At 74.1% G+C, this 24,664-nt stretch carries 24 protein-coding genes; 18 read left to right on the top strand and 6 right to left on the bottom strand.

Going from position 1 to position 24,664, the window contains the following annotated elements; all coding sequences use genetic code 11:
* Positions 1–147: 147 nt before the first annotated feature.
* The 9 genes from Pdca_RS26565 (at position 148) to Pdca_RS26525 (ending at position 8,769) form a co-directional block, all read left to right on the top strand.
* Positions 148–933, top strand: a complete 786-nt coding sequence (locus tag Pdca_RS26565; protein WP_085910853.1) for an electron transfer flavoprotein subunit beta/FixA family protein — start codon at positions 148–150, stop codon at positions 931–933.
* Between the two features lie 45 nt (positions 934–978).
* Positions 979–1,926 (top strand): electron transfer flavoprotein subunit alpha/FixB family protein, encoded by a 948-nt coding sequence (locus tag Pdca_RS26560; RefSeq protein ID WP_085910854.1) that lies wholly within the window; start codon positions 979–981, stop codon positions 1,924–1,926.
* Between the two features lie 221 nt (positions 1,927–2,147).
* A complete protein-coding gene (locus Pdca_RS26555; RefSeq protein WP_232021213.1) occupies positions 2,148–2,936 on the top strand; it encodes a GNAT family N-acetyltransferase in 789 nt (262 codons plus the stop codon).
* The gene (locus Pdca_RS26550) at positions 2,933–4,030 is read left to right on the top strand and encodes a lysophospholipid acyltransferase family protein (RefSeq protein WP_085910855.1); all 1,098 of its coding nucleotides are present in this window, start codon (positions 2,933–2,935) and stop codon (positions 4,028–4,030) included. Before Pdca_RS26555 ends, Pdca_RS26550 begins: the two co-directional genes overlap by 4 nt.
* Before the next feature lie 40 nt (positions 4,031–4,070).
* Positions 4,071–5,258, top strand: coding sequence for a cysteine desulfurase family protein (locus tag Pdca_RS26545; protein WP_085910856.1), 1,188 nt, complete (start codon positions 4,071–4,073; stop codon positions 5,256–5,258).
* A gap of 5 nt (positions 5,259–5,263) precedes the next feature.
* A complete protein-coding gene (gene mnmA, locus Pdca_RS26540; RefSeq protein WP_085910857.1) occupies positions 5,264–6,346 on the top strand; it encodes a tRNA 2-thiouridine(34) synthase MnmA in 1,083 nt (360 codons plus the stop codon).
* A gap of 289 nt (positions 6,347–6,635) precedes the next feature.
* Positions 6,636–7,088 (top strand): nitroreductase/quinone reductase family protein, encoded by a 453-nt coding sequence (locus Pdca_RS26535; protein WP_085910858.1) that lies wholly within the window; start codon positions 6,636–6,638, stop codon positions 7,086–7,088.
* Positions 7,089–7,126: 38 nt separating this feature from the next.
* Positions 7,127–7,588, top strand: coding sequence for a hypothetical protein (locus Pdca_RS26530; protein ID WP_085910859.1), 462 nt, complete (start codon positions 7,127–7,129; stop codon positions 7,586–7,588).
* A gap of 170 nt (positions 7,589–7,758) precedes the next feature.
* A complete protein-coding gene (locus tag Pdca_RS26525) occupies positions 7,759–8,769 on the top strand; it encodes a uroporphyrinogen decarboxylase/cobalamine-independent methonine synthase family protein (protein WP_166665984.1) in 1,011 nt (336 codons plus the stop codon).
* Positions 8,770–8,778: 9 nt separating this feature from the next.
* Here the strand turns inward: Pdca_RS26525 and Pdca_RS26520 are convergent, their stop codons facing one another.
* Positions 8,779–9,558, bottom strand: a complete 780-nt coding sequence (locus Pdca_RS26520) for an isocitrate lyase/PEP mutase family protein (protein ID WP_085910992.1) — start codon at positions 9,556–9,558, stop codon at positions 8,779–8,781.
* Positions 9,559–9,690: 132 nt separating this feature from the next.
* Here Pdca_RS26520 and Pdca_RS26515 point away from each other — a divergent pair, with 132 nt between their 5' ends.
* Positions 9,691–10,098 (top strand): hypothetical protein, encoded by a 408-nt coding sequence (locus tag Pdca_RS26515; RefSeq protein WP_125911579.1) that lies wholly within the window; start codon positions 9,691–9,693, stop codon positions 10,096–10,098.
* Between the two features lie 32 nt (positions 10,099–10,130).
* Here the strand turns inward: Pdca_RS26515 and Pdca_RS26510 are convergent, their stop codons facing one another.
* Genes Pdca_RS26510 through Pdca_RS26500 form a run of 3 tightly spaced genes read right to left on the bottom strand, consistent with a single transcriptional unit; the run spans position 10,131 to position 12,589 of the window.
* Entirely contained in the window at positions 10,131–10,556 is a 426-nt protein-coding gene (locus Pdca_RS26510) for an ester cyclase (protein WP_085910862.1), read from the bottom strand.
* A 14-nt stretch (positions 10,557–10,570) separates the two neighbouring features.
* A complete protein-coding gene (locus tag Pdca_RS26505; protein ID WP_085910863.1) occupies positions 10,571–12,172 on the bottom strand; it encodes a peptide chain release factor 3 in 1,602 nt (533 codons plus the stop codon).
* Between the two features lie 24 nt (positions 12,173–12,196).
* Complete coding sequence (locus Pdca_RS26500; RefSeq protein ID WP_307724050.1) at positions 12,197–12,589, bottom strand: VOC family protein; 393 nt, start codon at positions 12,587–12,589, stop codon at positions 12,197–12,199.
* Between the two features lie 385 nt (positions 12,590–12,974).
* Here Pdca_RS26500 and ligA point away from each other — a divergent pair, with 385 nt between their 5' ends.
* Both ligA and Pdca_RS26490 read left to right on the top strand, forming a co-directional pair.
* Complete coding sequence (gene ligA, locus Pdca_RS26495) at positions 12,975–15,323, top strand: NAD-dependent DNA ligase LigA (protein ID WP_232021212.1); 2,349 nt, start codon at positions 12,975–12,977, stop codon at positions 15,321–15,323.
* A 170-nt stretch (positions 15,324–15,493) separates the two neighbouring features.
* Positions 15,494–16,246, top strand: a complete 753-nt coding sequence (locus tag Pdca_RS26490) for a 3-keto-5-aminohexanoate cleavage protein (RefSeq protein WP_307724049.1) — start codon at positions 15,494–15,496, stop codon at positions 16,244–16,246.
* A gap of 87 nt (positions 16,247–16,333) precedes the next feature.
* On the opposite strand, the gene Pdca_RS26485 is transcribed toward Pdca_RS26490, so the two are convergent.
* Complete coding sequence (locus Pdca_RS26485) at positions 16,334–16,990, bottom strand: ACT domain-containing protein (RefSeq protein ID WP_085910865.1); 657 nt, start codon at positions 16,988–16,990, stop codon at positions 16,334–16,336.
* A gap of 402 nt (positions 16,991–17,392) precedes the next feature.
* On the opposite strand from Pdca_RS26485, the gene gatC reads away from it, so the two are divergent.
* Genes gatC through gatB form a run of 3 tightly spaced genes read left to right on the top strand, consistent with a single transcriptional unit; the run spans position 17,393 to position 20,708 of the window.
* Complete coding sequence (gene gatC, locus Pdca_RS26480; protein WP_085910866.1) at positions 17,393–17,716, top strand: Asp-tRNA(Asn)/Glu-tRNA(Gln) amidotransferase subunit GatC; 324 nt, start codon at positions 17,393–17,395, stop codon at positions 17,714–17,716.
* Complete coding sequence (gatA, locus tag Pdca_RS26475; protein WP_085910867.1) at positions 17,713–19,209, top strand: Asp-tRNA(Asn)/Glu-tRNA(Gln) amidotransferase subunit GatA; 1,497 nt, start codon at positions 17,713–17,715, stop codon at positions 19,207–19,209. Before gatC ends, gatA begins: the two co-directional genes overlap by 4 nt.
* Positions 19,206–20,708 carry an Asp-tRNA(Asn)/Glu-tRNA(Gln) amidotransferase subunit GatB gene (gatB, locus tag Pdca_RS26470; RefSeq protein WP_085910868.1) on the top strand — a complete coding sequence of 501 codons (1,503 nt, stop codon included), beginning with the start codon at positions 19,206–19,208 and terminating at the stop codon, positions 20,706–20,708. Before gatA ends, gatB begins: the two co-directional genes overlap by 4 nt.
* Before the next feature lie 272 nt (positions 20,709–20,980).
* On the opposite strand, the gene Pdca_RS26465 is transcribed toward gatB, so the two are convergent.
* Positions 20,981–22,090: a PQQ-dependent sugar dehydrogenase gene (locus Pdca_RS26465; RefSeq protein ID WP_232021210.1), complete on the bottom strand. Its 1,110-nt coding sequence runs from the start codon at positions 22,088–22,090 to the stop codon at positions 20,981–20,983.
* A gap of 55 nt (positions 22,091–22,145) precedes the next feature.
* Between Pdca_RS26465 and Pdca_RS26460 the strand changes: the two genes are divergently transcribed.
* The 3 genes from Pdca_RS26460 (at position 22,146) to Pdca_RS26450 (ending at position 24,660) form a co-directional block, all read left to right on the top strand.
* The gene (locus Pdca_RS26460; protein ID WP_085910869.1) at positions 22,146–23,063 is read left to right on the top strand and encodes a 2-hydroxyacid dehydrogenase; all 918 of its coding nucleotides are present in this window, start codon (positions 22,146–22,148) and stop codon (positions 23,061–23,063) included.
* A gap of 62 nt (positions 23,064–23,125) precedes the next feature.
* On the top strand, positions 23,126–23,731 hold the full coding sequence (locus tag Pdca_RS26455) for a DoxX family protein (protein WP_085910870.1): 606 nt from the start codon (positions 23,126–23,128) through the stop codon (positions 23,729–23,731).
* Entirely contained in the window at positions 23,728–24,660 is a 933-nt protein-coding gene (locus Pdca_RS26450) for a phosphotransferase (RefSeq protein WP_085910871.1), read from the top strand. Before Pdca_RS26455 ends, Pdca_RS26450 begins: the two co-directional genes overlap by 4 nt.
* Positions 24,661–24,664: the final 4 nt, after the last annotated feature.

The raw sequence follows: 24,664 nt of genomic DNA, 5'->3' as shown, positions 1-24,664 counted from the left end.
CCTCCGCTCTCCCAGAGCGCGCGGCACAGCACCGTCACGGTGACGCGAGACGGGACGGGACCGGACCACCGGTGCCGGACCGCGAATCAGGACGACGCGGTGTGCGCAGGCGCGCAGGCCGCCGCGGCAGGAGGTCGAAGAGGTCCTATGAAGATCGTGACCCTGGTGAAGCAGGTGGCCGACACGTACTCGGAGCGGAAGCTGTCCGACTCCGACCACACCCTGGACCGGGCGGGGACCGAGGCGGTCATCGACGAGATCAACGAGCGCGCGGTGGAGCAGGCGCTGCAGTTGAAGGAGGCCAACGAGGGCTCCGAGGTCGTCGTCGTGACGATCGGCCCGGACAGCGCGACGGACGCGATCCGCAAGGCGCTGTCGATGGGCGCGGACTCCGCGGTGCACCTGTCCGACGAGGCGATCCACGGCTCGTGCGCGGTGCAGACGGCGAAGGCGCTGACCAAGCTGATCGGCACCGTCGACGGCTGGGACCTGGTGATCGCCGGTAACTCGGCGTCCGACGGTCAGATCGCGGCGGTGCCGGCGATGATCGCCGATCTGCTCGGGGTGCCGGCGCTGACCTGGGCCAACGAGCTGTCGGTCGAGGGTACGACGGTGACCGCGAAGCGGGAGACCGACGACGGCGTCACCCGGCTGAGCGCCGAGCTGCCGGCCGTGGTGTCGGTGGGCGAGAAGTCGGGCGAGCCGCGCTACCCCTCGTTCAAGGGGATCATGGCGGCGAAGAAGAAGCCGGTGACGTCGCTGGACCTGGCCGGTGCCGGGATCGACGCCTCCGAGGTGGGGCTGGCGAACGCGCTGACCACCGTGACGTCCTCGGCGCCGAAGCCGCCCAAGCAGGCCGGCGAGAAGGTGACCGACGAGGGCGACGGCGGCGCGAAGATCGCCGAGTACCTGGTCGGCCAGAAGCTGATCTGAGCGTCGGCGTAGTCGAAACCCCTTCTTCCTAGGAGACCGAAAACCATGACCGAGGTACTGGTTCTCGTCGACCACGTCGACGGTGACGTCAAGAAGACCACCTACGAGCTGCTGACCGCCGCCCGCGCGCTGGGCGAGCCCTCGGCCGTCGTGGTGGGTGCCGCCGGAGTGGCGGACAAGCTGGCCGACGGGCTGGCGCAGAACGGCGCGGAGAAGATCTACGTCGCGGAGACCGACTCGAGCGACTTCCTGGCCCCCGAGGTGGGGGTGCTGGAGGCGCTGGTCTCGTCGGCCTCGCCCGCTGCGGTGCTGATCTCGGCGTCGGCGAACGGCAAGGAGATCGCCGGCCGGCTGGCCGTCCGGACGAACTCCGGCCTGCTCGGCGACGCGGTCGGTGTCACGGCCGACGGTGTGCAGCACTCCGTGTTCGGTGGTGCCTACACCGCCGAGGCGAAGGCGAACACCGAGCACCCGGTGATCACCGTGCGCCCGGGCGCGATCGACATCGAGGCGAGCGCCGGCGCCGGGGCGCGGGAGACCGTCGAGGTCCCCGCCGCCGCAGGCCGGCAGGCCACGGTGACCGCCCGCGAGCCGATCGAGGGCGGGTCGCGTCCGGAGCTGACCGAGGCGACCGTGATCGTCTCCGGTGGGCGTGGCGTCGGCTCGGCCGAGGACTTCACGGTCGTCGAGGGTCTGGCCGACTCGCTCGGCGCGGCCGTCGGCGCCTCCCGTGCCGCGGTCGACTCGGGCTACTACCCGCCGCAGTTCCAGGTCGGGCAGACCGGCAAGTCGGTGTCGCCGCAGCTCTACATCGCGCTCGGCATCTCCGGTGCGATCCAGCACCGGGCCGGCATGCAGACGTCGAAGACGATCGTCGCGGTGAACAAGGACGAGGAGGCGCCGATCTTCGAGGTCGCCGACTTCGGCATCGTCGGTGACCTGTTCAAGGTTGCGCCGCAGCTGCAGGAGGAGATCACCAAGCGCAAGAGCTGACGCCTGGTGTGTTCCTCGGCGACGCCCGGCCACCGCCCCGCGCGGTGACCGGGCGTCGCCGTGTGTGAGGCCGGTGTTCACCTGTTCCCACCCGGCTCCTGCCTGCGACGACACCCGGCCGACACCGGTTCGGCGACCTGCCCGGCTCCGTCGGGGGGCGTTCATCCCGGCGCCACCGCCGGACCGCCGGGACGTCGGGTGCGGCCGGTACCAACACCGGTGTGAACCAGGTGATCGTCTCCACCCCGGAGACCGCCGCCCGGCGGTACTCCCTGCTGCTCACCACCGACGCCGACGACGTCGCCGCGGCACAGGCACTGCGGTACCGGGTGTTCGCCGAGGAGCTGGGGGCCCGGCTGGACTCCCCGGTGCCCGGCCGCGACGTCGACCGCTTCGACGACTTCTGCGACCACCTGGTGGTCCGCGAGGACGCGACCGGCGAGATCGTCGGCACCTACCGGATGCTGCCGCCGCGGGGCGCCCGCGAAGCCGGTGGGCTCTACGCCGACGGCGAGTTCGACCTGTCCGCGCTCGATCCGCTGCGCGGGTCGCTGGTGGAGACCGGCCGGTCCTGCGTGCATCCCGAGCACCGGGCGGGTGCCGTCGTCGGGCTGGTGTGGGCCGGGCTGGCCCGCTACATGCTGCTCACCGGGCACCGCTGGCTGATCGGCTGCGCCAGCGTCGGGCTCGACGACGGCGGCGTCCGGGCCGCGGGGGTCTGGGAGACCGTGCGGGCCCGGCACCTCGCCCCGGCCGGATACCGGACCGTCCCGCTCCGGCCCTGGGATCCGGCGACCGCGCCGCGGCACCGCTCGACGGCGGTGCCGCCGCTGCTGCGCGGCTACCTGCGCCTGGGCACCTGGGTGTGCGGGCCACCGGCGCACGATCCGGACTTCGGCGTCGCCGACTTCCCGGTGCTGCTCGGAATGGATCGGATGGATCCGCGCTACCGCCGGTTCTTCCTGGGCGAGGCGGCCGGGCCGGACGCCGGTTCGGAGACCGGGGCATGACCCTCACCGCCGGTGTCGGGGACCCGGCCCGGTCCGGCTCTGCGCTGCGCACCGGCACACAGCAGTCCGGCTCCGGTGTCGCGGACCCGGCCCGTTCCGGTGCTGCTCCGCGCACCGGGACGCAGCAGCCCGGCGCCGGTGCGGCGAACCCCGCCCGGCCCGCCGCTGCTCTGCTCACCGACTCCCGGCTCACCGACTCCCGGCACGCCGCGCCCGGGCTGGGCCATCCCACCCACCCCACCGTGCCGCCCGCCGCGCAGCGGCCCGGTGGGCCGTGGGCCGCCTGGTCGCCGTGCTCCCCGCAGGAGTGCCTGCCCGCCGCACCGACGACCGGCTGGTGGCGGATGGTCCGCCGGGCCACGGTGCTGCTCGGGGTGCTCGTGCTGGCCCTGCTCGCGGTGCCGCCGGCCGCGTCGGCCGGGCCCCGCGCGCTCGGTCCGGTGCTGCGCGCCCTGCACCGCGCGGTGCTCCGGGGGGCCGGGGTGCGGCTCGTCGTGCGCGGCGGCCCGCTCGCGCCGCCGGACGGCCGCGGCGCACTCGTCGTCGCCGACCACACGTCCTGGATCGACATCCCGGCGCTCGGCGCGATCGGCCCGGTGACGATGCTGGCCAAGCGGGAGGTGCGGGACTGGCCGCTGATCGGGACGCTGGGTGCTCGGGTCGGCACCGTGTTCGTGCACCGCGAGGGCCTGTCCCGGCTGCCCGCGACCGTCGCGACGGTGACCGGCGCGCTGCGCTCCGGTGCACTGGTCGGGGTGTTCCCGGAGGCGACGACCTGGTGCGGCGCGGTCGGCGGCGACTACCGGCGGGCACCGTTCCAGTCCGCGATCGACGCATCCGTGCCGGTACGGCCGGTCACGATCACGCTCAGCACCCCGGACGGACGACCGACCACCGCGGCCGCCTTCGTCGGCGGACAGACATTGGGCGACACCATCGGCCGGGTCCTACGGCTGCCCGGACTGGTCTGTGAGGTGCGGGTGGGCGACCTCGTCGAACCCGGTGACGACGACCGCCGCACGCTCGCCCGGCGCGCCTGCGAGCACGTCCGGCGGACCGGCCCGGTGCCCGGGGTGCGCTCCGGACGCGGGTGAGGCGCCCGGCCCGCCCGCACGGGGATTATCCTGGCAGCCGATGACGTACCTGGACCACGCGGCGACCACACCGATGCTGCCCGCAGCCGTCGCCGCCATGAGCGACGCGCTCGGCCGCACCGGCAACGCGTCGTCGCTGCACTCGTCGGGCCGTCGCGCCCGGCGCGAGGTCGAGGAGGGGCGGGAGCGGATCGCCGATGCGGTCGGCGCCCGTCCGTCCGAGGTCGTGTTCTGCGCCGGCGGGACCGAGAGCGACAACCTGGCGGTCAAGGGCCTGTACTGGGCCCGGCACACGGCCGACCAGCGCCGCACCCGGGTGCTGGTGTCCGCGGTCGAGCACCACGCCGTGATCGACGCCGCCGAATGGCTGGTCGCGCACGAGGGCGCCCGGCTGCGCCTGCTCGAGGTCGACGCCACCGGCCGGGTCCGGCCGGAGACGCTGCGCGCGGCGCTCGCCGAGGACCCGGACGCGAACGCGCTGGTGTCGGTGATGTGGGCGAACAACGAGGTCGGCACGGTCAACCCGGTGCGCGAACTGGCCGAGATCAGCCACGCGTTCGGGGTCCCGTTCCACACCGATGCCGTGCAGGCCGTCGGGATCCTCGACGTGGACTTCGCCGCATCCGGTGTCGACGCCCTCACCCTGACCGGGCACAAGCTCGGCGGCCCCTACGGCGCCGGGGTGCTGCTGCTGGGCCGCGACGTCGACTGCACGCCGTTGCTGCACGGCGGCGGGCAGGAGCGCGACGTGCGCTCCGGCACCCTCGACGTCCCGTCGCTGGTCGGGCTGGCCACCGCGGTCACCGAGTCGGTCGCGGCCGCCCCACGCCGGCGCACCGAGCTGGCCGTGCTGCGCGACGAGCTGGTCGCCGCGGTGCTGACCGAGGTCCCGGACGCGGTGCTCAACGGCGCCCCGCTCGGCGCCGACCGGCTCCCGGGCAACGCGCACCTGTCGTTCCCCGGCTGCGAGGGCGACAGCCTGCTGATGCTGCTCGACGCGCACGGCATCGACTGCTCGACCGGATCGGCGTGCACCGCGGGCGTCGCGCAGCCCAGCCACGTGCTGCTCTCGATGGGCGCCGACGAGCGCACGGCCCGTGGGTCGCTGCGGTTCTCGCTGGGGCACACCAGCACCCGCGCCGACGTGGTCGCGCTGGCCGGCGCGATCGGATCGGTGATCGAGCGCGCCCGCCGGGCCGGACGCACCCCTGCCACGGTGACGGGCTGATCCGGATGCGCGTCCTCGCCGCGATGAGCGGTGGCGTCGACTCCGCGGTCGCCGCTGCGCGTGCGGTGGCGGCCGGACACGACGTCGTCGGCGTGCACCTGGCGCTGTCCCGTACCCGGGACGCGATCCGGTCCGGGTCCCGTGGGTGCTGCTCGAAGGAGGACTCGGCGGACGCCGCCCGCGCCGCCGACGTGCTCGGCATCCCGTACTACGTGTGGGACCTGTCCGAGGAGTTCACCCGGGACGTGGTGGACGATTTCGTGGCCGCCTACGCCGCGGGGGAGACCCCGAACCCCTGCCTGCGCTGCAACGAGAAGATCAAGTTCGCGGCGGTGCTGGACCGGGCGCTCGCACTCGGGTTCGACGCCGTCTGCACCGGGCACTACGCGCGCCTCGATCCGTCGGTCCCGGAGCTGCGGCGCTCGGCCGATCCCGACAAGGACCAGTCCTACGTGCTCGCGGTGCTGTGCGCCGGGCAGCTGCGGCACGCGATGTTCCCGGTGGGCGACACCCCGAAGCCGGAGATCCGGGCGGAGGCGCAGCGGCTCGGGCTGCGGGTGGCGGGCAAGCCGGACAGCCACGACATCTGCTTCATCCCGACCGGCGACACCCAGGGATTCCTGCGTGAGCGGCTGGGCAGCCGGCCCGGCTCGGTCGTCGACGACGCGTCCGGCGAGGTGCTCGGCACCCACGACGGGGTGCACGAGTTCACCGTCGGGCAGCGCAAGGGCCTCGGCGTCGACCGGCCCGCGGCCGACGGGCGCCCCCGTTACGTGCTCGGGATCGAGCCGGTCGAGGGCACCGTGCGGGTCGGGCCGGACTCCGCGCTCGACGTGCGGTCGATCTCCGCGCACTCGCCGGTGTGGACCTCCGGGACCGCGCCGGAGGCCCCCTTCGACTGCGTCGCCCAGGTGCGGGCGCACGGCGGGACGGCCGCCGCCGAGGTCACCCCGTCGGCCGACGGGATCACGGTGGCGCTGGCCGAGCCGCTGCGCGGCGTCGCGCCGGGCCAGGCGGTCGCGCTCTACCGACCGTCCGACGAGGGCGATCTCGTCCTCGGGTCGGCGACCATCGCAGGGACCGGCTGAAGCCACCCGCTCGCCCCGCGCCCCCGCACGACGGCGCCGCACACCCGCCCCGACGCGCACCGTCCGCACCCGGCGTCGCACGCTCGGCCCACGCGCACGGCCCGTACGCACGGATCACGCACGCGTCCCCGCACCCCCGGGCACCCCGCCGGCGGCGCGTCGCCCGGCGAGCCGGCCGTCCCTCTCCGAGCCGGCACGGGCCCACGACCCGAGGTGCCGGCGGCACCCCACCACCAGATTGGAGAGCACTGCTCTTGCTTTTGTTCGATCGAAGGTGAACACTGCTCTCATGACGAATCAGCGCTCTCGATACCTTCCGCCGGGCCGGTTCACCCGGTACGTGATGAACCCCTTGGTCGCCGGTCTCACCCGGCTCGGGCTCCCGCTCGCGGGGTCGGCCGTGCTCGGCGTCCGGGGCCGCCACTCCGGCGAGCTCCGCACGGTCCCGGTCAATCCGCTGCCCTTCGAGGGCCGTCGCTATCTCGTCGCCGCGCGCGGGGAGACGCAGTGGGTCCGCAACCTGCGGGTCTCGGGGACGGCCGAGCTGAGCGTCGGACGGCGGACCGAGCAGGTCCGGGCGACCGTCCTGACCGATCCCGCCGACACGGTCCCGGTGCTGCGGGAGTACCTGCGGCGCTGGGCGTGGGAGGTCGGCGCCTTCTTCGAGGGAGTCGACTCCTCCTCGTCCGACGACGAGCTGGCCGCGGCAGCGCACCGGCATCCGATCTTCGTTCTCTCCTGACGCTCGCGGCGCACCCGCACCCCTGCCAGGGTGAGCCCATGGTGGACCGGAACTACCGCGCACCGGGGATCGTGCACCGGCGGCTGCTGAATCCGTTGCTCGGCACGCTCGCCGGGCGCGGTGTGCTGCCCGGCGGCACGGCGGTGCTGGTCGTCCCCGGCCGGATCAGTGGGCGGATCCGCAGGATCCCGCTGACCCCGTTCACGAGTGACGGCCGTCGCTACCTGATCTCCCCGCGCGGCGAGACCGACTGGGTGCGTAACCTGCGCGCGGCGGGTGGCCACGGTGCGCTCCGGGCCGGAGCGACCGAGCGGATCCGCGCCACCGAGCTGGCTCCGGGCGCGGCGGTGCCGGTGTTGCAGGCCTACCTGCGCGAGCTCGGCCGGGCGGCGAGGATGTTCTTCGACGACCTCACCCCGGACTCGTCCGCCGCCGAGGTCGCCGCGGCCGCGCACCGGCACCCGATCTTCGAGTTCACCGGGGACGGGCCGGCGCCGTAGCCGGCCGCGCGGGAGAGCAGACTGGCCGGGTGAGTTCTGACGATCCGCTGGCCGCCGCACTCGCCGCCGCCGGTCTGGGCGACGTGCGCCCCGGCGAGAGCCGCCCGCCCGAACCCCGGATCGAGGTCGTCGACGCGGCGCCCGAGGAGCCCGCCGCGCCGCGGGGGCTCCTGCCCGCGGGCATCGCGACCGGGGTGGGGTCGCTGCCCGGAACCGACCCGCGTGAGTCGTCGGCGCTCGTCGTCGGCGAGACACCGGATCTGCCTGCGCTGCCCGAGCTGCCCGAGCGCGGGGTCGGCGCGGACATGATCGGCCGCACTGCCGCGCTGCTGGTGGACATCGCGGTGGAGGTCGTCCCGAGCGGGTGGCGCGTCACCGCGCGGCCGGGTCGCGACCTGCGCCGCGGCCGTGACCTGATGGCCGGCGATCTGGACGCGTTCGACGACGCCTGCGACCACGCCCGGCCGGACTGGGTCAAGATCCAGGTGGCCGGGCCGTGGACACTCGCCGCCGCGGTCGAGCTCGCGTCCGGGCACCGGGTGCTCACCGACCGCGGTGCCGTCCGCGAGTTCGCCGCCAGCCTGGGGGAGGGGCTGCGCGCGCACGTCGCGGAGATCGGCGAGCGGACCGGGGCGAAGGTCGTCGTCCAGCTCGACGAACCCGGCTTGCCCGCGGTGATCGCCGGATCGCTGCCCACCGCATCCGGCTACGGGACCGTGCGCGCGGTGCGCGCGCCGGACGCGCAGGACGCGCTGCGTGACCTGATCTCCTCGATCGACGCCCCGGTCGTCGTGCACTGCTGTGCGGACCGCCCGCCGATCCGGCTGCTCGCCGGCGCCGGTGCCGCCGCCGTCGGGATCGACGCGACCGGGCCCGCCTTCGCCGGGTCCACCGCGGAGCCGGCCGCACTGGACGCGATCGGCGAGACCTGGGACACGGGGACCCCGCTGATGCTCGGGCTGGTGCCCAGCACCGCCCCGCGCCGGGAGCCGGAGATCGGCGAGCTCGCCCGCGCCGGGTTCGAGCTCGCCGACCGGCTCGGGTTCGACCGGCACCGGCTGACCCGGCTCGCCGTCCCGACCCCGGCGTGCGGGCTGGCCGGTGCCACCCCCGACTGGGCCCGGCGGGCACTCACCCTCTCCCGGGACCTGGGCCGGGCCTTCGCCGATCCCGACGAGTAGCCAGGGGCGTCAGTTCAGCTTCCGGGTCCCCTCCGGCAGCCCACCACCGCGGTAGACGTCCTCGGCCAGCTCGGCCAGCGCGGTGAGCGCCACGTTCTGGCTCCACGGCCCGTAGGAGACGCGGGCGACCCCGAGCGCCTGCGCGGTCTTCAGCGGGATCGAGCCGGGGATGCCGATCAGGTTGACCTTGCGCTCGCCGAGGGCCTCGACCAGGCGTCCGACCTGGGATTCGTCGAGCTTGCCGGGCACGAAGAAGTTCGACGCGCCGGCGTCGAGGTAGGCCCGCCCGCGCTCGATCGCGTCGTCGAGCACGGCCGCCGGGTCCTTGTCGCCCGCCTTGAGGAAGGCGTCGGTGCGCGCGTTGAGCACGAAGTCGACGCCGGCCTTCTCGGCCGCGGCGACGGCCGCCTCGACCGCCTTCACCGCCTCGGCGAGCGGCTTGACCTGGTCCTCCAGGTTGGCGCCGACCACCCCGACGTCGATGGCGCGGGCGACGGTGCCGCCCGGGTCGCCGTATCCGGCCTCGAGATCGGCGGACACCGGCAGGTCACCCGCGGTGCGTGCGATCAGCCCCACGGCGGCGATCATCTCGTCCCGCGGGATGTTCTCGCCGTCCTCGTAGCCGAGCGATGCGGCGATGCCGTGGCTGGCCGTCGCCAGCGCCGTCGTGCCGGGGGTCTCGGCGACGACCTTGGCGGTGATCGCGTCCCAGACGTTGACGACGAGCAGCAGCTCCGGCGCCGCGTGCAGCTGCTGGAGGGTGGTGGCCTTGTCGGCGGTGGAGGTCATGTGGCCACCGTAGGACGGGCGGAGGATCACCGCCGGTCGGTCTCCGCCGGACACCGGCGAGGAGTACCCAGAACTGGGTATCTGCGCGTGCACGGCGCGCGCCGGGGTGCCCGGAGTCCCGATGCTGTGCCGGTGCTCTCCGATCGTGCCGCCGCCCCGCCGCCCGCCGCCCCGCCGGGCGCTGGCCTGGGCCCCACGGCGCTCGCGCTCGGCGGGCTCGGGACGGTACTCGTCGCCGTCGCGGTCGTCCTGTCGATCGGTGCCCGGCCGACCCTGCTGGGGCTGGCGCTCGCTTCGGTCGGCCTGGTGCTCGCGGCCGGCGGGCTCGTGCTGGGCACGGTGGGCGCAATCCGGGGCGGCGTCCGGCGGAGCCGGACCGCGATCGCGGCTGCCGGCGTCTCGGTGGTCGGCCTGTCCGGCGCGCTGATCTGGCTGGCCGCCTTCGTGATCACCGTGCTGTCCGGTGCGATCCCGGCGGGCCCGGACGAGCCGGGGGCCGGCACACCGGCCTGCGCACCCCCGAACTGCGCGGCACCCTGACCACACCCTCGCCGATGCGTCCCGGGCTCCGCTCAGCGCGGAACGCCGAGCTGGTCGCGGATCGCGTCCATGTCGATCACCGACCGGATCTCGGTGATCCGGCCCGCCTCGTACCGGTAGAAGGCGTGCTCGACGAACGAGATCGGCGCCCGCGCCGCGGGCAGGCCGCGGAATCCCACCGGGGTGCAGTCGAAGCGGATCCGGCACGCCACCTGGTCGGCGTCGGTCACCAGCATCTCGACGGCGTAGTGCAGGTCGGGGATCTGGGCCACGTCCCGGCGGAGCAGTGCGACGAACGCGGCCAGCTCCAGCCGGCGTCCGTTGTGGACGACGGGATCGTGCACGAACTCACCCAGCTCGTCGAGCCGGCGCTCGTTCAGGCAGGCCAGGTACGCCCGGTACCGCTCGCCGGTGCGGCGCGCGTCGTCCGGACCTGCGGTGCCGTCGTCCTCGGTCATCGCCGGCGACCCGGTCAGGAGATCGACGACCCGGCCGGCATCGCCTCGAACCGCAGGTCCGGGAACTTGCGCTGGATGATGTCCATCCGCCACTTGTTGCTGAACAGCGCGAGGTACTCGCCGTCGGAGTCGCGGCGCAGCACCTCGCACTCGGACTGTGCGGACAGCGCCTCGACCGCGGCGGCCTCGGTCAGCCGGGCGATCTGATAGGGCAGCCGGTCCAGCGCGACGGGGGCGTTGAACTCGGTCTCCAATCGCCCGGTGACCACGTCGAACTGCAGCGGGCCGACCGCGGCCAGCACCGGCGCCTGGTCGCCGCGCACGTCCGAACGCAGGATCTGGATGACGGCCTCGTTGCCGAGCTGCTCGATGCCCTTGCGGAACTGCTTGTACTTGCCGGCGTCCCGGGCGCGGATCACCGCGAAGTGCTCGGGCGCGAACGCCGGGATCGACGGGAAGTCGACCGGATCGGCGGCGTAGAGCGTGTCGCCGGGGCGCAGCGCGTTCGCGTTGACCAGGCCGACGATGTCGCCCGGGAACGCCTCCTCGACGGTCCGGCGCTCGGCACCGAACACGGACTGGGCGTACTTCGTGGCGAACGGCTTGCCTGTCGTGGCGTGGGTCAGCACCATGCCGCGCTCGAACCGGCCCGAGCAGATCCGCAGGAAGGCCATCCGGTCGCGGTGCGCCTTGTCCATGCCGGCCTGGACCTTGAAGATCAGCCCGGAGGTGGGTGCCTCGAGCGGGCGGTCCTCGCCCTTCACGTCCGGGCGGGGGGCGGGCGGCGGGGCCAGGTCGACCAGCGAGTCGAGCAGCCGGGCGACACCGATGTTCGACAGCGCCGACCCGAACAGCACCGGGGTGGCCTTGCCGGAGCGGAAGCCCTCCTCGTCGAACCCGGCGCCGATCTCCTCGAGCAGGCCCAGCTCGTCCTGCGCGTTCTGCCAGTACTCCGGCTCCTGTGCGGCGATCGTCTCGGCGTCGACGACCTGCGCGGTGGCCTTGGTCGCGCCGCCCGCGGCGCGGGTGAACGCGGTGTACTCGCCGGTGCTGCGCTCGATGAGCCCCTTGAACTGCCCGGCGATGCCCAGCGGCCAGGTCAGCGGCATCGGGCGCAGGCCGATGGTCTGCTCCACCTCGTCGAGCAGCTCCAGGGCCTCGCGGCCGGGCCGGTCCCACTTGTTGACGAAGGTGACGATCGGGACGCCGCGCGAGCGGCAGACGTCGAACAGCTTGAGGGTCTGCGGCTCCAGGCCCTTCGCGGCGTCGAGCAGCATCACCGCGGCGTCGACGGCGGCCAGCACCCGGTAGGTGTCCTCGGAGAAGTCGCCGTGACCGGGGGTGTCGAGCAGGTTGATCACGCAGTCGCGGTAGGCGAACTGCAGCACCGCCGACGACACCGAGATGCCGCGGGCGCGCTCCATCTCCATCCAGTCCGAGGTGACGCCCTTGCGGCCGGACTTGCCGTGCACCGCGCCCGCCGAGTCGATGACCTCGGCGTGCAGCGCGAGGGCCTCGGTCAGGGTGGACTTGCCGGCGTCCGGGTGGGAGATGACGGCGAACGTGCGCCGGCGCGCGGTCTCGTCGAGTACGTGCGCGTCCTGCGTGTCGGTCACGGATCCCAGGATAGGTGCGGCGGATCAGCCGGACGACGGTGCCCGGCTCAGATCGACGACACAGAAGACGTTGCCGTCCGGATCGGCGAGCACGACGAAGTCCGGATCGGCCGGGTAGTCGTCCCAGTCGGGGCGCGTCGCGCCGAGTTCGAGCAGTCGTGCCACCTCGGCGACCTGCTCATCGGTGGTGTCGACGAGCAGATCGAGATGGATCCGGGGCTTCGCCTGCGGTGGCGATGCGCTGCGCATCAGGCCGAGCGTGCGGGCGCCGTCCGGCGCGGTGAGGGTCCGCCATCCGGGGCTCGACCACTCGTCGGACACCCGCAGGTGCAGGGCGGACGACCAGAATCCGGCGGCGCGATCGAGATCGGTGACGCCGACGACCGGGAACCCGAGGCGCAACATGTCTGCCAGCATGACCGGAACACCCGGGGCTGCGCACGGGAACGGCCCGGTCGCACCGAGGTGCCACCGGGCCGTCCGTCCCGAACTGACGCGCCGCTCCCACCACGAAGCGACACGGATTAATTTAGGTGAGCCTGACCTAACTGTCAAGGGCTCGGGGGGTCTCCTTCGTGTCGGGCGGATCGCCGCGCTCGGCCACCGTCGGTGCCGCCGCGGTGGCTCCCGCGTGGCTCCACCGGGCCGGCAGCGGGCCGGCACCGGGGCTCTCCGCGGCCGGCCGGGCGGAGCCGCCGCCGGGCTGTCACCGGGCCGGGCACCGGGTCGCAGCCGACGGTTCGCACGGTCGGGTGCGCTCGCCCGCGAGTGACTGTCGGGGGTCGCCGCTAACCTGCCCGACGTGAGTTCCCAGAGCGACGGGCAGGCCCGCGACCGGCATGCGCGGCTGGCGGCCGAGGTGGCCGACCACCAGTTCCGCTACTACGTGCTGGATTCGCCGGTCGTCTCCGACGGCCAGTTCGACGAGCTCTGGCACGAGCTGCTCGCGCTGGAGGAGGCGCACCCGGAGCTGCGCACGCCCGACTCGCCGTCCCAGCGGGTCGGCGGCACCTTCTCCACCGAGTTCGTCGCGCACGACCATCTCGAGCGGATGCTCTCGCTCGACAACGCCTTCTCCGCGGAGGATCTGCGCACCTGGCAGGAGCGGGTCACCAAGGAGGTCGGCGAGAACCTGCACTACCTCTGCGAGCTCAAGATCGACGGTCTCGCGGTGAACCTGCTCTACGAGGGCGGGAAGCTGACCCGCGCGCTCACCCGGGGCGACGGGCGCACCGGCGAGGACATCACCCTCAACATGCGCACCCTCGCCGAGGTGCCGGTCACGCTGACCGGCACCACCGAGTTCCCGGTACCGGACCTGGTGGAGGTCCGCGGCGAGGTGTACTTCCGGCTGGAGGACTTCGACCGGCTCAACGCCTCGTTGGTGGAGGCGGGCAAGGAGCCGTTCGCGAACCCGCGCAACACCGCGGCCGGGTCGCTGCGCCAGAAGGATCCGCGGGTCACCGCGTCGCGCAACCTGCGGCTGATCTGCCACGGCCTCGGCAGGCGTGCGGGCTTCACCCCGCGCACCCAGTCCGAGGCCTACGACGCACTGGTCGCCTGGGGGCTGCCGATCTCCCCGCGCGCGAAGGTGCTCCGCGGCATCGAGGCGGTGATCGAGTTCGTCGAGCACTGGGGCGAGCACCGGCACGACGTCGAGCACGAGATCGACGGCGTCGTCGTCAAGGTCGACGAGGTCGCGCTGCAGCGCAGGCTCGGTGCCACCTCCCGGTTCCCGCGCTGGGCGATCGCCTACAAGTACCCGCCCGAGCAGGCCACCACCCGACTGCTGGACATCCGGGTCAACGTCGGGCGCACCGGGCGGGTCACCCCGTTCGCGGTGATGGAGCCGGTGAAGGTGGCCGGCTCCACGGTCGAGATGGCGACCCTGCACAACGCCGACGAGGTCCGCCGCAAGGGTGTGCTGATCGGCGACCGGGTGGTCATCCGCAAGGCGGGCGACGTGATCCCCGAGGTGCTCGGCCCGGTCACCGACGTGCGCGACGGCTCCGAGCGCGCGTTCGTGATGCCGACCCACTGTCCCGAGTGCGGCACCGCGCTCGTGCAGCAGAAGGCAGGCGACGTCGACCGGCGCTGCCCGAACGCGCGCTCCTGCCCGGCCCAGCTGCGCGAGCGGCTGTTCCACGTCGCGGGGCGCGGCGCCTTCGACATCGAGGGGCTCGGTTACGAGGCCGCGGTGGCGCTGCTGACCTCCGGCGTGCTGACCGACGAGGGCGACGTGTTCGCGCTCACCGAGGCCGATCTGCTGCGCACGGAGCTGTTCCGCAACCAGAAGGGCGAGCTCACGGTCAACGGCCGCAAGCTGCTCGCCAACCTGGAGGCGGCGCAGGACCGGCCGCTGTGGCGGGTGCTCGTCGGGCTGTCGATCCGGCACGTCGGCCCGACCGCGGCGCAGGCGCTGGCCCGCGAGTTCGGCTCGATGGAGGCCCTCGAACGCGCCGCGGCGCAGGCGAAGACCGACACCGAGGCGGCCGGGGTCGCGATCGTCTCCGACGGGACGGCGGGGGAGGACGACACCGCCGCCCGCGACACCGAGCCGGAAGCCGCCGCCCCGGAAAGTCAGGGCGCGGACCCCGCCGACTCCGCGACCACGGCTGCCGCGGGCGACACCGAGGCAGCGGAGGCAGCGGGCGACACCGAGGCCGCCGTCGCCGAGGCCGAGAAGCAGGAGCGGGCGGCGGTGCGGGCCCGGGCGAAGGCGGTGGCCGAGGCGCTCGCCCCGATCGCCGGGGTGGACGGGGTCGGCCCCACCATCGCCGCCGCGGTGCGCGATTGGTTCTCCGTCGACTGGCATCGCGAGGTCGTGCAGAAGTGGCGCGCCGCCGGGGTCCGGATGGAGGACGAGGTCGACGAGTCGGTCCCGCGGTTCCTGGAGGGCCTGTCGATCGTGATCACCGGCTCGATGGAGCGCTGGTCCCGGGACGAGGCGAAGGAGTCGATCATGGCCCGGGGTGGCCGGGCCGCCGGGTCGGTGTCGAAGAAGACCGCGTTCGTCGTCGCCGGCGAGGCGCCCGGGTCCAAGTACGAGAAGGCCATCGAGCTCGGTGTGCCGGTGCTCGACGAGGCCGGGTTCCAGGTGCTGCTCGATCGCGGCCCGGATGCGGCCCGGGAGCACGCCTCGGCCGAGTGAGCGTGGTGGGCCGCGACCCGCGGCGGCGTGTCCCGGGGCGACCGTTCGGTCACCCGGCGTATCCGCCCGGCGCGGGCCGGCTGCCGGAGGGCGACGTCACCCGGTGCGGGGGGCGCGCCCGGCGGTCCGGCCCGGAACCGAGCACCTAGTCTTCGTGCGACCGGTTCGACGTGGACCGGCGATGCTCGAAGCGGGGGAACACGGTGTTGCAGGCGGCGCTCAACGGGTCACGACCGGCGGATGCACATCCCGCCCTCCCGGTGCTGCCGCGCCATCTGGCCCGCGATGCCCGTGCCGTGGCCCGGCTCGGTGTCACCTCGGTGCACGTGCATCCGCGCGACGACGACGGCCTGGAGACCATCGAGCCCGCCGTCGTCGGTGACGTCGTCGCGCTGATCCGCCAGGAGGCCCCCGGTATCGAGGTCGGCGTCCCGACCGGCCGGTGGATCCAGCCGGATCCGGCCGACCGGGTCGAGACCGTGCTGACCTGGGGCAGGCTCGGTTCCGGCAAGCCCGACGTGTGCGGTGTCAACGTGCACGAGCTGGGCTGGACCGACGTCTGCCGGGCCGCCTGGTCGGTCGGCATCGCCGTCGAGCTCGGCGTCTGGACCAGCGGTGACGCGGTGACCCTGCGCCAGAACGGTCTCCCGCCGGGCACCCGCCGGGTGATCGCCGAGTCGACCGTCGTCGACCCGGAGACCGCCGTCGCCGAGGGCATCCGGATCCTGCGCGCGCTCGGTCAGCCGCCCGTCCCGGTGCTGCTGCACGGCGAGGAGGAGGGCGCCTGGCCGGTGCTGGAGTACGCGACCCGGGTCAACATCGACACCCGGATCGGCTTCGAGGACGTCCTGGTCCGCCCGGACGGATGGCTGGCCACCGGCAACGACGACCTCGTCCGCACCGCGCTGTCGATCCGGGTCTGAACGAGGCACCCGTTACACACCCCTTCGCCCCGCTACACACCCGCTGCAACAGGTGTGCGGCGGGGCGAAGGGGTGTGTAACGGGCCGTCAGGCCTTCAGGACGGTGGCGACGATCCCGGCGAGATGCGCCAGCCGGGCCAGCTCGGAAGGCCGGAACACCGGGCCGCCCGGCCGTCCCACCACCAGGGTCTTGGGCGGGGCGCCCGACCCGAACGGGGCGGCGGCCAGCTCGGTGTCCATCGCACGCCACGGCTCGGGGACCCAGTGCCGCTCGTCCAGCGCGATCGCCCGGTCCAGCGGCAGCCACCGCAGATCGCCGGTGCGGGTCTCGGGCGCCGCTGAGCTCTCCGCGATCCGGTAGGAACGCCCGTCCTCGCTGACCGCGACCAGCGCCCAGCCGGCCCGGAACAGCCGGGGGACCTCCTCCGCGAGCAGATCGAGCCCGTGCCCGGGGTCGCCGGCGATCTCGTCGAGCAGCTCCAGCTCGCGATGGGTGTCCAGCTGTCCGGTGTGCGGGCGCACCGACTCGACGGTGACCCCCGGGACCGACTCCGCGGCGGTGATCAGCACGTCCGGTGGGCGGTTGGTGGACAGCTCGACGGCGATGTCGTCGACGGCCTGGCCGTCGTTGCGCTCGACGACGTCCACGCTGAGGATGTCCGCTCCGGCCCCGCCGAGTGCGGAGGCCACGGCCCCGAGGTTTCCGGGCTTGTCCGGGAGGACGACCCGGAGCAGGAACGACACGAACGGATCCTCTCCCTCTGCTCGGACGCCCTGGTGGCATGCCGGTGCACCCGCACCGTGGCTGCGAGGCCGTGACCGTCCGCGCGACTACGGCGCGGAGGGTTCCGGGCGGGAACAGTGATCCTGCCACCCGGGCCCCTGCTGGGTCATCAGCTCCCCGCCTCCGCTGTGTACCGGAGCGGTCACCGGGGGGCGGTCGGCGGGCGGACCGGCGGGAATAGACTCGTCCGCAGACCGGCGCACACGTCCGCCGAGGGCGTGTCGGGTGATGTTCCGGCCGGGCCGGCGCACCGCGGTCGCAACACCGTGGTCCCAGCGCCGGACCGGGACCCGCGCAGCCGGGGCAGCAGTGCATCCGGATCCACCCCGGGCCCGCGAGTCAGAATTATCCCGAGGAGGGGCATGACCACCGATTCCCCCGCAGCAGGCGGGGCCATCACCCGGGACGAGGTCGCACACCTCGCCCGGCTGGCCCGCCTGGCCGTCACCGAGGAGGAGTGCGACGTCTTCGCCGGCCAGCTCGACGTGATCATCGGCTCGGTGGCGCGGGTCGGGGAGGTCGCCGCCGACGACATCCCGCCGACCTCGCACGCCGTCCCGCTGGAGAACGTCTTCCGGCCCGACGAGCGCCGCCCCGGTCTCACCCAGGAGCAGGCGCTCTCCGGTGCACCGGCCGCCGAGGACGGACGCTTCCGGGTGCCACGGATCCTGGGGGAGGAAGCATGAGTGACCTGACCAGGCTGACCGCCGCCGCGCTCGCCGAGAAGATCCACGCCCGGGAGGTGTCCGCGGTCGAGGCCGCGCAGGCCCACCTGGACCGGATCGCCACCGTGGACCCGGCGGTGCACGCCTTCCTGCACGTCGGAGCCGAGTCCGCACTGGCCGCCGCGCAGCGCACCGACGACGCGATCGCCGCCGGCGCGCCGGCCTCGCCGCTGGCCGGGGTGCCGCTGGCGCTCAAGGACGTCTTCGCGACCTCCGACATGCCCACCACCTGCGGCTCGAAGATCCTCGAGGGCTGGCAGCCGCCGTACGACGCGACCGTTACCGAGCGGCTGCGCGCCGCCGGGATCACGATCCTGGGCAAGACGAACATGGACGAGTTCGCGATGGGCTCCTCCACCGAGCACTCGGCGTACGGCGTCACCCGCAACCCGTGGGACACCACCCGGGTCCCGGGCGGCTCCGGCGGCGGCTCCGCGGCCGCGCTGGCCGCCTACGAGGCGCCGCTGGCGATCGGCACCGACACCGGCGGCTCGATCCGCCAGCCGGCCGCCTTCACCGGCACCGTCGGGGTCAAGCCGACCTACGGCGGCGTCTCCCGCTACGGGCTGGTGGCCTGTGCGTCGTCGCTGGACCAGGGTGGGCCGTGCGCGCGGACGGTGCTCGACGCGGCGCTGCTGCACGAGGTGATCGGCGGGCACGACCCGCGCGACTCGACCTCGATCGACGCGCCCGTCCCGGGCGTCGTCGCGGCCGCGCGACAGGGTGCGCAGGGCGACCTGTCGGGCCTGAAGGTCGGCGTCGTCCGCGAGCTGGGCGGCGAGGGCTACCAGCCGGGCGTGCGGGCCTCCTACGACGCGTCGTTGCGCCGGCTGGAGAAGCTCGGCGCCGAGCTGGTGGAGGTGAGCTGCCCGAACTTCGAGTACGGGATGGCCGCCTACTACCTGATCCTGCCCAGCGAGGTGTCGTCGAACCTGGCCCGGTTCGACGCCATGCGCTACGGCCTGCGCGCCGCGGAAGGGCGCTCCGCCGAGGAGGTCATGGCCAACACCCGCGAGCAGGGCTTCGGTCCCGAGGTGAAGCGCCGGATCATGCTCGGCACCTACGCGCTGTCGTCGGGCTACTACGACGCCTACTACGGGCAGGCGCAGAAGGTCCGCACGCTGATCAGCCGGGACTTCGACGCCGCGTTCGCGCAGGCCGACGTGCTGGTCTCGCCGACCACGCCGACCGTCCCGTTCCCGATCGGGGACAAGGTCGACGACCCGCTTGCGATGTACCTCAACGACCTGGCCACCATCCCGACCAACCTGGCCGGGGTGGCCGGGATGTCGGTGCCCTCAGGGCTCTCCGAGGGACTGCCGACCGGGCTGCAGATCATGGCGCCGGCGCTCGGTGAGGCCGTGATGTACCGCGTCGGGGCCGCGTTCGAGGCCGCCCGCGACGCCGACGAGGGCGGCCCGCTGATCGCCCGGGTTCCGGAGGTGACCGCATGACCACGTCCATCGAGCTCGTGGACTTCGACGACGTCGTCGCCCGCTTCGATCCGGTGCTCGGCATCGAGGTGCACGTGGAGCTGTCCACGAACACCAAGATGTTCTGTGGCTGCCCGACCGAGTTCGGCGCCGAGCCGAACACCCAGGTCTGCCCGGTCTGCCTCGGCCTGCCCGGGGCGCTGCCGGTGGTGAACCGGGCCGCGGTGGAGTCGGCGATCCGGATCGGCCTGGCGCTGAACTGCTCGATCGCGCCGTGGGGCCGGTTCGCCCGGAAGAACTACTTCTACCCGGACATGCCGAAGAACTTCCAGACCTCCCAGTACGACGAGCCGATCGCCGTCGACGGGTTCCTGGACCTGACCCTGGACGACGGCGAGGTCGTCCGGATCGGCATCGAGCGCGCGCACATGGAGGAGGACACCGGCAAGTCGCTGCACGTCGGTGGCTCCGACGGCCGGATCCACGGCGCGGACCACTCGCTGCTCGACTACAACCGGGCCGGCGTGCCGCTGATCGAGATCGTCACGAAGATGATCCCGGACACCGGCGCCCGCGCACCCGAGGTGGCCCGCGCCTACGTCACCGCGCTGCGCGATCTGATCAAGTCCCTCGGCGTCTCCGACGTCCGGATGGACCAGGGCTCGATGCGTGCCGACGTGAACCTGTCGCTCTCGCCGAAGGGCGGCCCGCTGGGCACCCGCACCGAGACCAAAAACGTCAACTCGTTGCGGTCGGTCGAGCGTGCGGTCCGGCACGAGATGGGCCGGCAGGCCGGTGTGCTCGACGCGGGCGAGGAGATCGTCCAGGAGACCCGGCACTTCGACGAGGCGACCGGGCACACCCGCGCAGGGCGGCGCAAGGAGACCTCCGAGGACTACCGGTACTTCCCGGAGCCCGATCTGGTCCCGATCGCGCCGAGCGCCGAGTGGGTCGAGGAGCTGCGCGGCACCTTGCCCGAGCTGCCCTGGGAGCGGCGCCGCCGGATCCAGGACGAGTGGGGCATCTCCGACGAGGAGATCCGCGACCTGGTCAACGCCGACGCGCTCGAGCTGGTCGAGGCGACCGTCGCCGCGGGCGCGTCGTCCCAGGAGGCCCGCTCGTGGTGGGTCTCCTACCTCGCGCAGCAGGCGAACACCCGCTCCGTCGAGCTCGGCGAGCTGTCGATCACTCCGGAGCAGGTCGCCCGGGTGGTCGTGCTGGTCGCGTCCGGCGAGCTGACCAACAAGCTCGCCCGTCAGGTGGTCGACGGCGTGCTGGCCGGCGAGGGCGACCCGGATGCGGTCGTCGCCGCCCGCGGCCTGAAGGTCGTGTCCGACGAGGGCGAGCTGATCGCTGCCGTCGACGCGGCGCTGGCCGAGCAGCCCGACGTCGCGGAGAAGATCCGCGGCGGCAAGGTGGCGGCGGCGGGTGCGATCGTCGGTGCGGTGATGAAGGCGACGAAGGGTCAGGCCGACGCCAAGCGCGTGCGGGAGCTGATCATCGAGCGCGTCGGGGCCTGACCCGACCGGGGCACGAGGGTCACAGCAGAGCTGTTCGATCTTCGCCGGGGAGCGCTGAGGTACCCCTCGGCGCCTGCTTCGCGCCCGGGCGCCCGGCTCGCGCGCCGGCGCTTGGTTCGCATCCCGGGCCCCGGCTCGCATCCCGACGCCCGGCTCGCGCCCCGGCGCCCCGGCTTGCGCCCGGGGGCCGGCTCGGGGGAGGGTTCGCACCCCGGCGCCCCGGTTCGCGCCCGCTGCAGCAGGTGCGAACCGGGGCCTCGGGGTGCGAACCCTCAGATGGCGGACTCGCCGCCCCCGGTGGGCGGCTGGATGCGCACGACGCGGTCGTCGGTGCGGCCCGGGGCCGTGCCATCGCGGTTGACGGTGCCGAGCCAGAGCAGGCCGTCAGGGGCGCGGGTCACCTCGCCGACCGCCCCGTAGATCTCCTCCAGGACGGGTTTCGGGTCGCCGGTGAAGGCGCCGTCGCGGCCCGGGGTGAGCAGGTACAGCGCCTCGGCGCCGGACTGGGCGACCACCAGCGTGCCCGGCAGCACCGTGCAGCCCGCGACGCCGGGGCGCTCCGGCCACGTCCAGGCGGGCGCCCCGAGCGTCCCCGCTCCGACCCGGTAGAGGACGTCCCGGGTGGGAGCCCGGTCGGTCACCCAGGTCGTGTCCGCCGCCGGATCGATGCAGACCCCGCCCGGGTCGGTGAGGCCACGGGCCAGCACCGGTGACGCCGGATCGGGATTCCCCGGCGCGGGCCTGCCGAGCGTGTCGATCCGCAGCACCGCACCGGCGAGCGGGCCCTCGCCCGCGCCGGTGGCGACGACGAGATGGGCGTCGTCGACGGCGAGCCCCCCGCCCGCCGAGTTCGGCAGCCCGGTCAGCACCGGCTTCGGCGGCTCTCCGGGTGCGATCCGCAGCACCTGGCCGCCCTCGGGCGTCCCGGCGAGTACGTAGACCAGCCGGTCCTCGGCGTATCCGGGCGAGAGCACCAGTCCGTTGATCCCGGTGGCCGGGTCGACCGGCACCCGTGCGATCTCGACCGGGTCGGCACCCCGCCTGACCTGCAGCACCCGGCCGGTGCGGCGCTCGGCGACGAGTGCCTGGTCGCCGGGGGGCAGCACGGCGACCGCGCCGACCGGCCCCAGGCAGGCCGCGACCACCTGCGGGTCCGGGTCCTCGCAGGGGCCTGCCGGTGGCGGCTGCTGCTGTTGCTGCGGGCCGGGTGCCGGACGGGTCGAGGGCGGCGGCTCGGGCGGCGCGATCTGCGGCGGCCCGCCGAGTTCGCCCTCGCCCTCGGCCTGCGGCCGCCAGTCCCGCGGGCCCTCGTCGGGGAACGTCGCGCAACCGGTCACGAGCACGAGCAGTGCCGCGAGGGTCAGCAGCAGGCGGACGTTCACGGGGGCCCACGGTAGGCGGGACGAGGTGAGTGCCGGGTGAGTACGGTCCGGAGGTATGACCCCCGTGACCGTTCTGGTGCCGCAGACCGAAGGAGTCGAGATCCTGTCCGAGGTGGACGGTCTGCGCCCGGTCCTCTACGACCCGGAGAAGCCGCTACCCGACGAGGCGGCCACCGCCCGTGCCCTCGTGCCGCCGTTCCTCGCGACCTCCGACGCGATCGCGCTGACCGATGGGATGCCGAAGCTGGAGATCGTCCAGCTGCTCACCGCGGGCGCCGAGGCCTGGATCGGGAAGCTGCCCGACGGCGTCGCACTGTCCGACGGCCGCGGCGCGCACGGCGGCGCCACCGCCGAGTGGGTGGTGTCGGTGCTGCTGGCCGTCTACCGGCACCTCGACCGGTTCGTGCGCGCCCAGGACCGCGGCGTGTGGGACTACCACCGGACCGAGGAGCTGGCCGGGAAGAAGATCCTGATCATCGGCGCGGGCGACGTCGGCGCGAAGACCAAGGCCCGGCTGGAGCCGTTCGACGTCGAGATCACCCTGGTCGGCCGTAGCGCCCGGGACGGCGTGCACGGCTGGGACGAACTTCCGCAGCTGCTGCCCCGCCACGACGCCACCGTGCTGATCGTCCCGCTCACCGACGAGACCCGCGGCATGGTGAACGCCGAGTTCCTCGCCGCGATGCCGGACGGCGCGCTGCTGGTCAACGGCGCCCGTGGCCCGGTGTGCGACACCGACGCGTTGCTCGCCGAGCTGACCTCCGGCCGGCTGCGGGCCGCCGTCGACGTCACCGACCCGGAGCCGCTCCCGGAGGGGCATCCGCTGTTCTCCGCGCCGGGCCTGCTGCTCACCCCGCACGTCGGTGGCAGTGTCCCGCTCGCCATGCGCCGCGCCTACGGTGTTGCGGCCGAGCAGCTGGCGGCGTTCGCCGCCGGCGACGAGCCCCCGAACCTGGTCACCGGGGCCTATTAGTCAGGGGACGCGCCGGGGGAAACCCGCAGGTGGGCGACACCCCCGCCGGTAGGGTCGGTGGCATGAGCGGGCCCACGCAGCAGTACGACTGGGGCAGTGTCTCCGGTGACGAACCGCCGGAGCGGACACGGCCGGAACGGTTGCCGGTACCGGCGCACGTCTCCTCCGACATCGGGCTGTTGATCCTGCGCGTCGTGGTCGGCGTGATCTTCGCCGCGCACGGGGCGCAGAAGACGGCCGGCCTGCTCGGCGGGCTCGGCCCGGCCGGCACCGCCGATGCGCTGTCCGAGCTCGGGTTCACCGCGTTCGCGCTGCCGCTGGCCTGGGTGCTCGGGGTCGGTCAGCTGCTGCTCGGGGTGCTGCTGGTGCTCGGCCTGCTGACCCCGTTCGCCGCGGCCGGGCTGCTCGCCACCAAGATCGTCGCGATCGTGCTCTCGCTCGGGCCGGACGGCCCGATGGTGCCGCTGTTCGCCGCGGACGGCCCGAACTCCCTCGAGCTGCACCTGCTGCTCGGTGGGGGCGCCGCGGCGCTGCTGTTCGCGGGCGCCGGCCGGATCGCGATCGACGCCGGCCGCACCTACCAGCGTCGCCCGCTGCCGTGGTCGGTGCTGTCGCTGATCGTCGGGGTGGGGGTCGCGCTGCTGGTCCTGTTCGTGCTGCGTCGATGACGGCGCCGCCCGACGACGTCTGGCTGGGCCCGCTCGCGAAGCGGCTGCGGCGTGCTCCGCGGGTAGTCGGCCGGGAGCCGCTGGCCGGCGGCTACGCCTCCGCGGCCGTCGAACGGATCGACCTGGACGACGGCTCGTCGGTGGTGCTGAAGGCCGCGGGTGCCGAGGAGATCGCGGCGCTGCGCGCGGTCGCGGTGGTCAACGGCCCGGTGCGGGTGCCCCGGATGCTGGTCCCCGGCGACGGCTGGATCGTGCTGGCCCACGAGCCCGGCGATCCGCTGCCGCCCGGCACCCCCGTTCCGGACGACGCCTGGCGCACCCTGGCACTGGTGCACGCGCACTGGCGGCGCAACCGTCCGCGCGGTGTCCCGGTCGTCGACCCGACCTGGTGGGGCCGGCTGTGTGCACTGGCATCGGTCGGCCTGCAGGCCGCCGCCGCCCGGGACCCGGACGCGCGACAGGCATACCTGGATGCCGATGCCGTCGTCCGCACCTGGGCGACCGACGACCGGATCGGCACCGCACTCGCCGCGTTGCCCCGGACGCTCTGCCACGGCGACGCGCACCGCGGGAACGTGCACGCCGGACCGGCCGGCGCGGTGCTGCTGGACTGGGGGAACGCCCGCGTCGCACCCGGTTCGCTGGACACCGTGATACTCGCCGCGCCACCGCCCGACGGCCCGGCGGACGCCCCGTCCGATCCCGTCCCGCAGCGCTACCGGGACACCCTGCACGAGGCGCTCGGCGCGGCCGACCCGCCGGCGATGATCGCCGTCGAAACGGCCTGGGCGCGGATCGCGGCGCACGTGCAGTACCTGCCGTTCGCCGCCGACCACCAGGGCCCCGAGCGGGTCACCTCGATGGTCCGGGTGGTCGTCGCGGCACTCGCCGAACTCGACGACGCGCTGGGTGGGCGACGGCTCCCGTGATCGC

Source organism: Pseudonocardia autotrophica (assembly GCF_003945385.1).
In the GTDB taxonomy this organism is placed as follows: domain Bacteria; phylum Actinomycetota; class Actinomycetes; order Mycobacteriales; family Pseudonocardiaceae; genus Pseudonocardia; species Pseudonocardia autotrophica.
This window is presented reverse-complemented; position numbering and strand designations above follow the sequence as displayed.